Annotated in this window: 11 protein-coding genes; 9 read left to right on the top strand and 2 right to left on the bottom strand. The window is 69.1% G+C overall.

Annotation, left to right across the window (positions count from 1 at the left end; all coding sequences use genetic code 11):
• Positions 1-105: 105 nt before the first annotated feature.
• Positions 106-3,090, top strand: coding sequence for a hypothetical protein (locus tag DB32_RS17975; protein WP_157069137.1), 2,985 nt, complete (start codon positions 106-108; stop codon positions 3,088-3,090).
• Here DB32_RS17975 and DB32_RS17980 read toward each other — a convergent pair.
• The gene (locus DB32_RS17980; RefSeq protein ID WP_053233692.1) at positions 3,084-3,773 is read right to left on the bottom strand and encodes an enoyl-CoA hydratase/isomerase family protein; all 690 of its coding nucleotides are present in this window, start codon (positions 3,771-3,773) and stop codon (positions 3,084-3,086) included. The genes DB32_RS17975 and DB32_RS17980 overlap by 7 nt on opposite strands.
• A gap of 163 nt (positions 3,774-3,936) precedes the next feature.
• Here DB32_RS17980 and xerD point away from each other — a divergent pair, with 163 nt between their 5' ends.
• The 7 genes from xerD to DB32_RS18015 all read left to right on the top strand — a co-directional run bounded on the left by xerD (position 3,937) and on the right by DB32_RS18015 (position 12,078).
• Positions 3,937-4,830, top strand: coding sequence for a site-specific tyrosine recombinase XerD (gene xerD / locus DB32_RS17985; protein WP_053238854.1), 894 nt, complete (start codon positions 3,937-3,939; stop codon positions 4,828-4,830).
• A 240-nt stretch (positions 4,831-5,070) separates the two neighbouring features.
• The gene (gene icd / locus DB32_RS17990; RefSeq protein ID WP_053233693.1) at positions 5,071-6,360 is read left to right on the top strand and encodes an NADP-dependent isocitrate dehydrogenase; all 1,290 of its coding nucleotides are present in this window, start codon (positions 5,071-5,073) and stop codon (positions 6,358-6,360) included.
• A 27-nt stretch (positions 6,361-6,387) separates the two neighbouring features.
• On the top strand, positions 6,388-7,326 hold the full coding sequence (gene mdh / locus DB32_RS17995) for a malate dehydrogenase (RefSeq protein ID WP_053233694.1): 939 nt from the start codon (positions 6,388-6,390) through the stop codon (positions 7,324-7,326).
• Positions 7,326-8,504 carry an ADP-forming succinate--CoA ligase subunit beta gene (gene sucC, locus DB32_RS18000; RefSeq protein WP_053233695.1) on the top strand — a complete coding sequence of 393 codons (1,179 nt, stop codon included), beginning with the start codon at positions 7,326-7,328 and terminating at the stop codon, positions 8,502-8,504. The genes mdh and sucC overlap by 1 nt, the downstream gene beginning before the upstream one ends.
• Positions 8,505-8,507: 3 nt before the next feature.
• The gene (sucD, locus tag DB32_RS18005; RefSeq protein WP_053233696.1) at positions 8,508-9,395 is read left to right on the top strand and encodes a succinate--CoA ligase subunit alpha; all 888 of its coding nucleotides are present in this window, start codon (positions 8,508-8,510) and stop codon (positions 9,393-9,395) included.
• 138 nt (positions 9,396-9,533) lie between these two features.
• Entirely contained in the window at positions 9,534-9,950 is a 417-nt protein-coding gene (gene ndk, locus DB32_RS18010) for a nucleoside-diphosphate kinase (RefSeq protein ID WP_053233697.1), read from the top strand.
• Between the two features lie 58 nt (positions 9,951-10,008).
• Complete coding sequence (locus tag DB32_RS18015) at positions 10,009-12,078, top strand: hypothetical protein (RefSeq protein ID WP_053233698.1); 2,070 nt, start codon at positions 10,009-10,011, stop codon at positions 12,076-12,078.
• Between the two features lie 3 nt (positions 12,079-12,081).
• Here the strand turns inward: DB32_RS18015 and DB32_RS18020 are convergent, their stop codons facing one another.
• Entirely contained in the window at positions 12,082-13,098 is a 1,017-nt protein-coding gene (locus tag DB32_RS18020; RefSeq protein ID WP_075097548.1) for a TerC family protein, read from the bottom strand.
• Positions 13,099-13,298: 200 nt separating this feature from the next.
• On the opposite strand from DB32_RS18020, the gene DB32_RS18025 reads away from it, so the two are divergent.
• Complete coding sequence (locus DB32_RS18025; protein WP_053233699.1) at positions 13,299-13,985, top strand: queuosine precursor transporter; 687 nt, start codon at positions 13,299-13,301, stop codon at positions 13,983-13,985.

Raw genomic sequence — 13,985 nt, forward strand, 5'->3', positions numbered from 1 at the left:
GCTGCGCACGCGACGCGCGTTCGGTCGCAACGAGGGCTCCAGCGCTCCGTCTCGGAGACCTCTGACGCGAGAGCCTCGTTCGAGGCCTTCGCGATCTTAGCAACCTTGGTTCCACCGGTCGTCGAACGTCAAGCATCATCGCTGCGGTGCGCTCGCGTTCGCCGACGAATCCTGCGCGCTCGTCGAGGTCTCGCTCGCACGTTCGCGATCGGCAGCACCACGACGTTCGTGCCACACCTCGTCGATGACACGGCGATGACGTGCCCTCGTGGCGCGCTCCGCCTGCGCCGCCACCACACGCACGACGATCGCTCCCGCCACCGAGAGCACGACCACCACGCCGGGCCAGACGAGATCCAGTTGGTTCATCTGCGCACGACCAGCCTCGCACCACGCACGCCGCGATGCACGTGGTTCGTCGCGATCGCGATGCTCGTGTGGAGCGCGACGATCGCCGAGGCCGCGGAACCAGAGCGCTACGAGGTGAGCGCGCGCGTCGATCGCGACGCAGGCGCGATCACGATCGAGGAGCGCGTGAGGGTGCGCGTCGAGGACGGCGAGCCCGAGGTGCGCCTCTGGGTGTACGCCGATCGCTTGTCGGTGGCGCCGCGCGCGCTCGGTGAGCGCACCTGGCGATGGCTGTATCCGGGCGACGTGGAGCACGGCGAGGTCGCGATCGATCGCGTGACGATCGACGGCGCGGAGATCGAGCCGCGATGGCATCGCGAGGAGGGCGGTGATCGCGGGCGCGACGCGCGTGGTGGTGATCTCGTCGTGCCGATCGCGAGCGGAGCGGAGCGCACGATCGAGATCGTGATCGCGATGCGGCTCCGCGTGCCCGCGCGCTTCGGTCGGCTCGGGCGCGACGGAGGCACGGTCGCGCTCGCGGGGCCGTGGTACCCGCTGGTCGTCGGCGAGGACGACGGATGGCGCTTCGTCGTCCCGCATCGCGTGTCGGTCGATCTCGACGACGGCGAGCTGTGGCTCGCGGGGCAGGTCGCGCGCACGCGAACGAGCGTCGAGCGCGAGGTGCCGTACGTGCCTGCGCTGCTCGCGTCGCGCTTGCATCGGTGGACCGGGCGCGTCGCGGGCGTCGCCGTGGCCTGGACCTCGTTCGAGCCGATCTATGTCGCGCCGGGCCGTGAGGTGCGCGGCGCCGAGGGCCTCGCGGATCTCGTCGCGGTCGATCGCGTGGCTCTGATGCGGCAAGCGCTCGAGCCCGCGATCGCGACGGCGCGCTGGCTCGGGATCGCGGTGCCGGCGCGCATCGATCTGCTCGACGTGCCCACGCGCACCGAGCTCGCCGCGACGGCACCGGGCGCGGTGATCGTGTCCGACCGCTTCGCGCAGGTGTTCCCGGTCGACGTGGTGCAAGCGTTCCATCTGCGCGCGCTGCGTCGCGCGATCCTGGCGTTGCTCGCGCAGCCGATCGCGGATGCGATCGATCCCGTCGCGGATCGCGGGTGGACCGAGGATCTGCGCGGCGTCGTGCTGCTCGAGCTCGACGAGGTGCGTCGCTCGTCGCAGGCGCGTACGCCGCAGCAGCTGCTCTCCGCGTTCGCGTTCCATCCCGCGATCGATCAGCTGCTCTACGCGCCGCAGATCGCGTTCGAGGACGTGTACTTCTCGGCGATCGACGAGCCCGATCCGTATCGCGACGAGCCGAGCCGTGCGCGCGTGCCCCACGCGCGCGGGCTGCGTCTGCTCGAGAGCGCGCGCGACGTGCTCGAGCCGCGCGCCTTCGAGCGCTTCGTCGCGATGATCGCGAACGGTCGTCGCTCGGTCCGCGCCGCGCTCGAGCGCGTCGATCCGGCGGCGCTGCTGCGCCTCCAAACGTGGCTCGACACGCCGCGCCTCGAGACGAACTACCGGCTCGGCGCGATGCGCTCGGAGCGCTTGCCCGACGGTCGATGGCGCCACGTGATCGAGGTGCTCCGCGAGGGCGCGAGCCGAGTCGAGCCGGTGGAGGTGGAGGTCGAGGACGCGACGGGCGCGCGCACGATCGGCGTGTGGGACGCGCCGGGCGAGCGCGGTGAGGTCGTGATCGAGACCGACGCCGAGCGGCGCTCGGTCACGATCGATCCGAGACAGCGCGTGCCCCAGAGCGCGGCGATCGCCGACGGACATCCGCGCGCCGACGACGCGACCGATCAACCGTGGCGTCCTCCGGTGTTCACCGGGTTCGCGTTCGAGATCCTCGCGAGCGAAGGCAACGTGACCGGCTTGATCGATGTCGTGCTGAGGCAGCGATACGATCTCGAGCACACGTTCAATCTGCGCCTGTTGCGAACGGCTGCGCGCACCGGAGGACGGATTCGATATCTGCAGGGCGTCGGGCCCAAGGTGCATACGAATCGTCGCTCGGTGACGGTCGGCGGAGGCGTCGGCTTCTACAACGTGCACCAGGGCTTCGGCGGCCCCGACGTGCCGGGCGGTTGGGCGGCGGACGCGGATCTCTCGCTCTATCTCGACACGCGCAGTTATCTCTACGACTGGCGAGAGGGCCTGTCGGTGCTGGTGCAGGGACAGGCGACTGCCACGTTCCTCGACGACGGCACGTTCGGCGCGACGGGCCGGATCAGCGCGCGATTCTCGGGCACGATCGGGATCGGCAACCTCCACGCGATCGTGCTCGTCGGGCACGCGGGCGTGTCGATCAATCCCGTCGTGGATGCCAATCGACAGTCGATCGGTGGGCGATACGGGCTGCGCGGATACGCGAACGACGAGCTGCTCGGGACGAGCGTCGTCTACGGTGTCGCGGAGCATCGGTTCACCGCGGTGACCGACCTCGCGTGGAACGTCTTCCACGGCATCTGGGCGCGCGAGCTCCAGCTCGCGTGGTGGCTCGGCGCGGGCACGGTGCTCGGAACGAGCGACGGTCGCGACGTCGTCGGTGCTGCGGAAGCGGGCGTCGGGCTGCGCGTCCACTACGAGTACGCGGGGATCCAGCCGGGCGTGCTCGCGCTCGACTTCGGCGTTCCGTTCGGGCGGTGGATCGAGGGTGATCCGCCGTGCGCGTTCGCGAACGGCGCGTGCGACGATCGTCCGCCGTTCGGCTTCTACATCTCGGTCGATCAGTACTACTGAGCGCGCCCGGCGAGCTTGCCCGTCCACGCGGGCAGCACTTCGTTTTCGAAACGCTCGCGTTGCGTTTCCGCTACGGCGTACGCGAGCTCGCGCAGCGCGCGCTTGGTCGAGCCGTACGCGTGGCGCGGCAGCTTCGCGCGCGCATCGAGCCGAGCGCGCGCGACCTCGTGGAGGCGCTCACGCGGCGCGAGCTCATCGACCAATCCGAGCCGCAGCGCGTCGGTCGGCGCGTATCGATCCGCACCGAGCAGCACGGTCTCGACGTGCGGCGGCGGCACGCGCTGCGCGAACACCGCAGGCACGAAGGGCGGGTAGGTGAGCCCGATCGCGACGCCGGTCATCCCGATGCGCACGCTCGGATCGTCGGCGCACACGCGCCAGTCGCAGCACTGCACGACGAGACATCCACCCGCGACGGCGTGTCCGTTCACCTTCGCGATCGTCGGCGCGGGGTGCAGGAAGAGCTTCCGCACCACGCGCTCCATCGTGATCAGCAGCTTCGTCACGTGCGCGGCATCGGCGACGCGCAGCTCGTCGAGATCGAGGCCTGCGGAGAACGCATCGCCCGCGCCGGTGATCATCAGCGGCTCTTCGTGCGCCTGATCCAGCGAGCGCTCGAACGACTCGAGCATCGCGAGCGACATCGTGTTCGGTCCGCGGCCGTGCAGCGTGATCTCGATCATGCGGGTCGGAAGGTACCGCCGCCGGAGCCGTGAGGCAGGAGAGAATTCACCGCAGCGGGCCGCGGAGGGCCGCGGAGGAGAACGAAATCTCTCTGCGGTCCTCTGCGGCCCTCCGTGGTTCAATTCTTCTTCTCGAGTCGGCGTGCGTGCGACGATCCGCGCGATGTCCGAGAGCGACCTGCTCGTCGACGCGTATCTCACGCATCTGAAGGTCGAGCGCGGGCTCGGCGCCGCGACGATCCAGGCGTACGCGACCGATCTCTCGCGCTACGCGCGACACCTCGAGTCCGAGTCGCTCGACGTCGCGAGCGCGGACGGCGCCGCGATCAGTGGGTTCCTCTACGCGCTCTCGAAGTCCGAGCTCTCGGCGCGCTCGCAGGCCCGATATCTCTCGTCGCTGCGCGGCCTCTACAAGTGGCTGCTCTCCGAGAAGCACGTCGCGCGCGATCCCACCGAGCTCGTCGACTCACCGCGCCTGCCGCGCAAGCTCCCCGTCGTGCTCTCGAAGGACGAGATCCTCGCGCTCCTCGGCGCGCCCGATCTCGACGACACGCCGCTCGGTATCCGCGACGCCGCGATGCTCCACACGATGTACGCCGCGGGCCTGCGCGTGAGCGAGCTCGTGCGCCTCGAGCTCGGCGACGTGAACCTCGAGACCGGCTTCGTCCAAGCGTTCGGCAAGGGGCGCAAGCGACGCATCGTCCCGCTCGGCACGCCCGCGCGCCGCCGCATCGAGCGCTGGAAGAGCGAGGTCCGCGGGCGCTGGGCCGCGGACTCGTCGCGCTTCCTCTTCGTGACCGAGCTCGGCACGCCGATGACGCGCCAGAACTTCTTCGCGCGCGTGCGTCACTGGGCGCTCGCCGCGGGCATCTCGCGCCCGATCAGCCCGCACAAGCTGCGGCACTCGTTCGCGACGCACCTGCTGCTCGGCGGCGCGGACCTGCGCGCGGTGCAGACGATGCTCGGGCACGCCGACGTGACGACCACCCAGGTCTACACGCACGTCACCGGCGAGCACCTCTCCTCGATGCACCGCCGCTACCATCCGCGAGGGTAGGCGACCACGCGAAACACTCCGGAAACGCGAGAAGAATCGTGGTCTCGCGTGACAGCGCTCACAATCGGGGCCAAGCCTCGGGGGCGCGCGCTCCGGGTCGCACGATCGGCGGCCTGGTTCGTGGTACAAGGGCGGCCCGCGCGCCGGCCCAGGCGCGCGCGCCATCACGCGCTCACGCTCGCCGCGCCGCCCTCACGCGGGCGCCGCGACGCGACGACAGCATCCCCGAGGAGGACTCCGATGACTGCGCCCACGCACGGCACTGCGATCACGATGTCGAAGGACGGCACGCTGAACGTCCCGAACGACCCGATCATCCCGTTCATCGAAGGCGACGGAACCGGTCGCGACATCTGGAAGGCGAGCGTGCGCGTCTTCGACGCGGCCGTGGAGAAGGCCTACGGCGGCAAGCGCAAGATCGTCTGGCACGAGGTCTACGCGGGCGAGAAGGCGTTCACGAAGTTCAACAACTGGCTGCCCGACCAGACCATCGAGGACTTCAAGAAGTACCTCGTCGGCATCAAGGGCCCGCTGACCACGCCGATCGGCGGCGGCATCCGCTCGCTCAACGTCGCGCTGCGCCAGCTCCTCGATCTCTACGTGTGTCTGCGCCCGGTGCGCTGGTTCGAGGGCGTGCCCTCGCCGGTGAAGCGCCCGCAGGACGTCGACATGGTGATCTTCCGCGAGAACACGGAGGACATCTACGCCGGCATCGAGTTCGAGGCGGGCACGCCGGAGAACCAGAAGTTCCTCTCGCTCCTCAAGGAGCAGTTCCCGAAGGCCTACTCGAAGATCCGCTTCCCCGAGAGCAGCGGCATCGGCATCAAGCCGGTCTCGAAGGAAGGCACCGAGCGCCTCGTGCGCGCCTCGATCAAGTACGCGGTCGAGAACAAGCGCAAGAGCGTCAATCTCGTCCACAAGGGCAACATCATGAAGTTCACGGAGGGCGCCTTCCGGAACTGGGGTTACGCCCTCGCGGAGAAGGAATTCGGCGACCAGGTCTACACCTGGGACCAGTGGGAGCGCACCAAGGAAGCGAAGGGCGAGGACGCGGCGAACGCCGAGCAGAAGGCGGCGATCGCGGCGGGCAAGATCGTCATCAAGGACTCGATCGCCGACATCACGCTGCAGCAGGTGCTGACGCGTCCGACCGAGTTCGACGTCATCGCCACGCTCAACCTGAACGGCGACTACCTGAGTGACGCGCTCGCGGCGCAGGTCGGCGGCATCGGCATCGCGCCCGGCGGCAACGCGAACTACGTGACGGGCCACGCGATCTTCGAGGCGACGCACGGCACTGCGCCGAAGTACGCCGACAAGGACATGGTCAATCCGTCGAGCGTGATCCTCAGCGGCGAGATGATGTTCCGCCACATGGGCTGGAACGAGGTCTCCGACCTGATCATCAAGGGTGTCGAGGGCGCCATCACGGCGAAGACGGTCACCTACGACTTCGCCCGTCTCATGGAGGGCGCGAAGCAGATCAAGTGCTCCGAGTTCGGAGACGCGATCATCAAGCACATGGGCTGATCCGAGAGAGTCGAGAGGAGCTTCAGAATGGCCAAGCGGAACAAGATTGCGATCATCGGTGCGGGCAACATCGGTGGCGAGCTCGCGATGCTCGTCGCGCGCCGCGAGCTCGGTGACGCCGTCCTCCTCGACATCCCGGAGAAGGAGGGCGTCGCGAAGGGCAAGGCGCTCGACATCATGCAGACGGGCGCGCTCGACGGCTTCGACTCGAAGGTCTCGGGCACCGCGGACTACAAGGACATCGCGGGCTCGGACGTCGTGATCGTCACCGCCGGCGTTCCGCGCAAGCCCGGGATGAGCCGCGACGATCTCCTCTCGATCAACCTCAAGATCATCCGCAGCGTCGCGGCCGGCATCAAGGAGCACGCGCCGCACGCGTTCGTCGTCGTCATCTCGAACCCGCTGGACGCGATGGTCTACGAGATGAAGAAGGTCACGGGCTTCCCGAAGGAGCGCGTGGTCGGCATGGCGGGCGTGCTCGACTCGGCGCGCTTCCAGTGCTTCATCGCCGAGGCGGCGGGCGCGAGCGTGAAGGAAGTGCGCACGCTCGTCCTCGGCGGCCACGGCGACACGATGGTGCCGGTGCTCAGCGCCTGCACGATCAACGGCATCCCGGTCACGCAGCTCGTCGCGAAGGACAAGCTCGACGCGATCATCGACCGCACGCGCAACGGCGGCGGCGAGATCGTGAAGCTCATGGGCACGAGCGCGTACACCGCGCCGGCGGCGGGCGCGATCGCGATGGCGGAGAGCTACCTCAAGGACCAGAAGCGCCTCCTTGCCTGCGCGACCTATCTCGACGGCGAGTACGGCTACAAGGACCTCTACATGGGCGTGCCGGTGATCGTCGGCGGCAAGGGCGTGGAGAAGGTCGTGCAGATCGCGCTCAGCGCCGAAGAGAAGGCGATGCTCGACAAGAGCGCCGAGGCGGTCCGCGGGCTCATCAACGACTCGGCGAAGCTCTGATGAACATCCACGAGTATCAGGGAAAGCAGATCTTCCAGCGCTACGGCGTCCCCACGCCGAAGGGCATTCCCGCGTTCACCGTGCCCGAGGCGGCGGCCGCGGCGAAGCAGCTCATCAGCGACACCGGCAACGAGGTCGTCGTCGTCAAGGCGCAGATCCACGCAGGTGGTCGCGGCAAGGCGGGCGGCGTGAAGGTCGTGAAGGGCGCTGCCGCGGCCGAAGAGGCGGCGAAGGCGCTCCTCGGCGCGACGCTCGTAACGCCGCAGACCGGCCCGAAGGGCAAGGTCGTGCAGCGCCTCTACGTCGAGCAGGGCCTCGCGATCGAGCGCGAGATCTACATGGCGATGCTCGTGGATCGCGAAGTGCGCCGCGTGCTCTTCATGGCGAGCACGGAAGGCGGCGTCGAGATCGAGAAGGTCGCCGAAGAGACGCCCGAGAAGATCCTCAAGGTGTGGATCGATCCGGCGACCGGCCTGATGCCCTATCAGGCGCGCAAGATCGGGTTCGCGCTCGGTCTGAGCGGCAAGACGCTCAACCAGTTCTCGGCGATGGCGGGCAAGCTCTACGAGATGTTCGTCGCCGAGGATTGCTCGATGGTCGAGGTCAATCCGTTCTGCGTGCTGAAGGACGGAACCGCGGTCGCGCTCGATGCGAAGGTGAACTTCGACGAGAACGCGAGCTTCCGGCACAAGGAGTGGGAAGACCTCCGCGACGCGAGCGAGGAGAACGCGGTCGAGACGGCGGCGAAGCAGGCCGGTCTCAGCTACGTCGCGCTCGACGGCAACATCGGCTGTCTCGTCAACGGCGCGGGCCTCGCGATGTCGACGATGGACATCATCAAGCACTTCGGCGGTCAGCCCGCGAACTTCCTCGACGTCGGCGGCGGCGCGACGAAGGAGCAGGTCACCGAGGCGTTCACGATCATCACCAAGGACCCGAGCGTCCGCGGGATCTTCGTCAACATCTTCGGCGGGATCATGAAGTGCGACGTCATCGCCGCGGGCGTCATCGCCGCGACGAAGGCGGTCGGTCTGAAGGTGCCGCTCGTCGTGCGCCTCGAGGGCACGAACGTGGAGCTCGGTCGCAAGATGCTCGAGGAGTCGGGCCTCGCGATCACGCCTGCGAACGACATGAAGGACGGCGCGCAGAAGATCGTCGCGCTCGCAGGGAAGGGCTGATTCATGGCGATTCTCGTCGGAGAGAACACGCGCGTCGTCGTTCAGGGCATCACGGGCTCGGCGGGTGGATTCCACGCCGACATGTGCATGGCCTACGGGACGAAGATCGTCGGCGGCGTGACGCCCGGGAAGGGCGGCACGACGTTCGAGGGCAAGACCAGCGGCAAGAAGGCGCCCGTCTTCGACACGATGGTCGACGCGGTCGAGAAGACCGGCGCCAACTGCTCGCTGATCTTCGTGCCGCCGCCGTTCGCGGCGGACTCGATCCTCGAGGCGATCGACGCGGGCGTCGACCTCGTCGTCTGCATCACCGAGGGCATCCCGGTCACCGACATGCTGAAGGTGCGCCGCGTCCTCGACTCGCAGACGAAGACGCGCCTGATCGGCCCGAATTGCCCGGGAATCATCACGCCGGGCGCGTGCAAGATCGGCATCATGCCGGGCCACATCCACCGCCCCGGCCACATCGGCGTCGTCTCGAAGTCGGGCACGCTGACGTACGAGGCGGTGCACCAGCTCACGTCGCTCGGGCTCGGTCAGAGCACGGCGGTGGGCATCGGCGGCGACCCGGTGAACGGCACCGACTTCGTCGACGTGCTCGAGATGTTCAACGCGGATCCCGACACGCACGGCGTGATCCTGATCGGCGAGATCGGCGGCAGCGCGGAAGAGCGCGCGGCCGAGTACATCAAGAAGCACTTCAAGAAGCCGGTCGCCGGGTTCATCGCGGGCGTGACCGCGCCGCCGGGCAAGCGCATGGGCCACGCGGGCGCCGTGATCAGCGGCGGCAAGGGCACGGCGGCGGAGAAGCAGAAGGCGCTCATCGAGGCCGGCGTGAAGATCGCGCCGACTCCGAGCGACATGGGCGCGACGCTGAAGTCGCTCCTGTGAGCTGATTCCCGATTCAGCTGCTCACACACACGAAGCGTCCCGTCGATTTACGACGGGACGCTTCGTTGCTTTTGCACGAGCCGCAGTGTTGCTTTTGCGCTATAGGCGGCGCCGAAAATCAAGGAGAACGAGCTCACCATGGCCACCGAGAAGACGTTCGCGATCGTGAAGCCCGACGCGGTCGAGAAGAATCACATCGGCGCGATCCTCGCGCTCATCGAGAAGAACGGGCTCAAGATCCGCGCGCTGCGCATGATGCACATGAGCCGTCCGATCGCGGAGGGCTTCTATCACGTGCACAAGGCGCGTCCGTTCTTCGGCGAGCTCGTCGAGTTCATGACGCGCGGGCCGTGCGTCGTGATGGTGCTCGAGGGCGAGAACGCGATCGCGAAGTGGCGCGAGCTGATGGGCGCGACCGACCCGGCGAAGGCCGCGGAGGGCACGGTGCGCAAGCTCTACGGCGCGAACGTCGGCGAGAACGCGACGCACGGCTCGGACGGCCCGGACACGGCGAAGTTCGAGATCGGCTGGTTCTTCCCCGGCTACGACGTGTGAGTGACGAGGACGCGGAGGGGCTCGCGACGGCTCCCTCCGCGTCCTACTCTGTTCGTTCGTGGTCCGCGTCGTCCGTGCCGTGCTCGGAGCCGCGCTCGCGCTCGTCGCGAGCTGCGGTGGAGCGCAGGACGACGGCGAGACCACCGCGCGCGAGGAGACTGCAACGCTGGACGAGGCCACGCGCCTCGCGATGCTGCTGCCCTCGAGCGCGGATCGCTGCTCGGTCGCGCGACCTTCGCTCGTCGCGGATCGTCGTCGCCCGCTGATCCTGCACGCGTCGCAGGGCGACGTGCTCGCGTGGTCTCGTGATCTGCGCATCGTCGCGTACGCGTCGTCGCGCCGCCTCGACGAGCGTGGTCGCGCGCAGAGCGTGACGCTGCTGAGCCTCGCGGGCGGCCAGGGCGAGCGGCGCGAGGAGCTCGAGGCCGCGCTGCCGGTGCGCGTGCGCTGGGAGGGCGAGCCGTGTCGCGCGGACCAGTGCGATCTGCCGCGCGCGTCGATGCTCGACGGGCGCACCCTGCGGATCGAGCGCGGCGCGCCGAGCGAAGCTCGCGCGGGTGGCTCGCCGTGTGTCGATCTCGCGATCGCGTGGCCCTCGGCGGTCGAGCTCGACGTGTCGCGACAGGACTGCGAGGAGGCGCGCGCCGAAGGCTGCGTGCAGCGACGCATCCTCGAGCCGACCGACGACGGACTGCGACAGCGCGTGGAGGACGCGCTCGAGAGCGAGCGCGCCGCGATGCGCGCGCTCGAGTCGCTGCGGCTCGTGCCGGGGATCGAAGGCGGCATCGACGTCGATCGTCGCGGCGCGACGGTCGTCACGCTCCGCGCGATCTCGTGGGCCGAGCTCGAGCTCTTGCTCGAGGACGAGCGCATCGAGCGCGCCGCGTACCGCCGCCGCGACGAAGCGCGTCGCACGCGCGCGCTCGACGACGTCGACGTGGAGAGCCTGCCGCTCGTGCGGCAGCAGGTGCAGCTGCGCGAAGAGCGCCTCGCGCGGTTGCACGGCGAGGGACGACGACGTGCAGCGGACGAGCTCGCGACGTTGCTCTCTGCCGCGACCACGCGTCACCTCGCGACGCGTCCGGCGGACGCCCTCGATCTCGCGCGGCGCTTGGTGCGTGTGCAGCTCGACGAGCTCGACGATCCCGCGGGCGCCGCGCAGACGATCGACGCCGCGCTCGCGACCGGCACCGCTCCGCGCGAGACGTGGCGCGGCCTCAGACGCGAGGCGCGCATCGCATCGCTCGTGCGAGCGCTCGCCACGCCCGACGAGGCGAGCGCGCTCGACGATGCCGCGAGCGCGATGCGCGAAGACGGCCTCGCGCCCGACGACACGACGGCGCGCGCTGCGGCGCGTGATCTCGCGGCGCTGCGTGCCGCCGGCGCGACCCACGAGCTCGCCGAGAGCGCGTGGACGCACGCACGCGCGGTGACCCGTCGCGCGATGCCGCTGCGCGCGATGCCGAGCGGTGCCGGCGCGCCGATCGCGGCGCTCCCCGCGACGCTCGCCTGGCTCGCCGAGCTCGGCGGTGATCCCGGGCCGTTCTCGGTGTTCGTGGTCGTGCGCGGGACGCTCGCCGAGGGTGCGCGCGCGGTCACCGGCGACGACGCGCCCGTGCTCCGCTTCGAGCACCTCGCCGATCGCGCGACGCTCGCCGGTAGTGGTGCGTCCATCGATGCGCTCCTGCGCCTCGGGGCGTCGATCGAGTCGGCCCTCGCGCCGGGACCGCTCACCATCGACGTCGTGCTCACGTCGATCTCGACGCCGTCGGTCGAGCGCACGCTCCGCTTCGAAGGCGAGCTCGGCATCGGACGGGTGCGCATCGCTCGCGGCGACGCGTGGATCGCGCGCCACGACTGGCCCGCGGTCGAGCGCTACCTCGCGGACCCGCTGCGCGCGATGGGCGCGCGCCTGTTCCCGCCGCCGGAGCTCGTGGTGCGCGCGACGAGCGAGGAAGAAGCCGCACGCCTCGCGCGCATCGGCGACGATCCGCCCCAGGCGCGCTGCGCCGCGGAGGGCCCGGAGGTGCGCTGCATCCCGCGCCCCGACTCCGACGCGCGCGGCGCGCTGAGTCGCATCGTGCGCGCGTCGCTCGGCTCCGGGCTCGCTCCTGCGACGAGCGAGTGAGCGTCACTCGCTCGCGCGCGCCTCGCCCTCGTTCTTCGGCTCGTGCTCCTTCTTCTCCTTTTCCGGCGGCGCGGGGAGGAGCTTCGAGAGCACGATCGATCCGATCAGCAGCGTCGCGACGACGGTCAGCGAGATCGACGTCGGGAAGTGATCCCATCCGATCAGATGGATCAGATCCATCGACAGGATCTTCACCGCGATGAAGAGCAGCACGAGCGCGACGCCGGTCTTCAGGAACCGGAACATCGGGAGCAGCACCGACAGCACGAAGTAGATCGAGCGCAGCCCGAGGATCGCGAACATGTTCGACGTGAACACGATGAACGGGTTCGTCGTGACCGCGAAGATCGCCGGGATCGAGTCGAGCGCGAACACCACGTCGGAGAGCTCGATCACGCAGAGCACGAGGAGCAGCGGCGTCGCGAGGCGCTTGCCGTTCTCCACCACGAAGAAGCGGTCCTTGCGATACGTGTCGGTCATCCGATCGCCGAGCACGCGCCGCACGAGCTTCACGGCGCCGCTCTGCTCGATGTCCGCCTCTTCGTCCTCGCCGCCCGCGAAGAGAAGGCGCCCGCCCGTCCAGAGCAGGATCACGCCGAAGATGTAGAGGACCCAGTGGAAGCGCGCGATGATCGCGGCGCCGAGCCCGATGAACACGCCGCGGAGGACGACCGCGCCGACGATGCCCCAGAAGAGAACGCGGTGCTCGTACGCCTTCGGCACCGCGAAGGTGCTGAAGATGACGACGAACACGAACATGTTGTCGACCGAGAGCGCGAGCTCGAGCAGGTAGCCCGTCAGGTACTCGCCGGTCGCGCGCGAGCCGAACCCGGGGAGGAAATACAGCAGCCCCGCGAAGACGGCCGAGCAGGTCATCCAGACCAGCGTCCAAGCGACGGCCTCGCGGAACGTGACCTCGCGCGTCGTCCGATGGAACACGCCGAGGTCGATCGCGACCATCGCTCCGATGAACACGAGGAAGCCCGCCCAGAGCACGGGCATCTCCAACGACTCGAACATCCGCGACGACTCCTATCCGGCCGCGCTCTCTCGCGCGACGCCGGTACCCGCCGATCCGGCTCGGCGCGTACCTTCGCACAGAAAAGTCACGCGTGCTCGTTCGCCCCGCGGGGCCAGCGAGCCCACCGATCGAGCAGGTCTACGCGGCCGCGGTCACGGTCCTTGCGCCTCGCCGCGCATCGCCCTAGCGTGCTCGCTCCGTGCTGCGTTTCTCGACCCGACACCAGCTCTTCCTCGTGCTGGTCGCGCTCTTCGTCACGTGCTTGCTCGTGGCGGACATCGTGGCCGGGAAGTACTTCCAGGTCGGCGCGCTCGAGATGTCGGTCGGGACCGTGACCTTCCCGATCGCGTTCCTACTGACCGACATCGTCAACGAGTACTACGGCCGACCTGGCGCGCGGATGATGACCGGCATCGGCATGGCGATGCTCGTGGTCGCGTTCTCGCTGATCTACATGTCGCGCACGCTGCCGGTCTCCGATGGCAGCCCGGTCGGTCAGGAGCCGTTCGACGCGGTGTTCGGGATCAGCATGCGGCTCTTCGTCGCGTCGCTCGTCGCGTACCTGATCAGCCAGATCGTCGACATCCACGCGTTCCACTTCGTGAAGGGCATCACGGAGAGCAAGCACCTCTGGCTGCGTGCCATCGGCTCCACCGCGGTCTCGCAGGTGGTCGACACGTTCGTCGTCACGTTCGGGTGCCTCGCGGGGCTGCGCTCGACGAGCGACATCCTCGTCATCTTCGGGACCAGCTATCTCTACAAGATCATCGTCGCGGTGATGCTCACGCCGCTCGTCTACGTCGCGCACGACCTGATCACGCGGCGCATGGGCATCGAGCCCGCGCCGCACGACGAGCGCGAGCTCGCCGCGATGCCGGCGGAGTAG

Source organism: Sandaracinus amylolyticus (genome assembly GCF_000737325.1).
GTDB lineage: Bacteria > Myxococcota_A > Polyangia > Polyangiales > Sandaracinaceae > Sandaracinus > Sandaracinus amylolyticus.